The sequence below is a fragment of the Methylobacterium sp. J-088 genome, assembly GCF_022829295.1.
In the GTDB taxonomy this organism is placed as follows: domain Bacteria; phylum Pseudomonadota; class Alphaproteobacteria; order Rhizobiales; family Beijerinckiaceae; genus Methylobacterium.
The window spans coordinates 1-309 of the sequence record NZ_JAKSYH010000239.1 but is presented as its reverse complement, the minus strand read 5'-3'; the positions used below and the strand labels follow the sequence as shown (position 1 = coordinate 309).

General features: G+C 70.2%; 1 pseudogene. It reads left to right on the top strand.

From position 1 onward, the window contains the following. Positions 1–109 precede the first annotated feature (109 nt). A pseudogene (locus MKK63_RS25825) lies at positions 110–309 on the top strand (methyl-accepting chemotaxis protein); the annotation flags it as partial.

Genomic DNA, 309 nt, shown 5'->3' with positions numbered 1-309 from the left:
CCGCGCTGTCGGCATGACTGGTGGGCTAGAACATACGGCCCGTGCGCTGTCGACATCCCAGCACGACCGCGACCCCTCGTTGCCCTGCGTCCAGCGTGACGAAGCAGACGCGAAACGGCTCGCCGTCCCCGCGACCGCGATGACGGGCATGTTCGGCCTGATCCAGAACATGGCCGGCACGATCAACCTGCGGGCGCTGACCGCCACGATCGAGGCAGCGCGCGCCGGCGAGGCCGGGCTCTGCTTCGCCGTGGTGGCCTCCGAGGTGAAGGCTTTGGCCGATCAGGCCGCCCGCGCCACCGGCCAGAT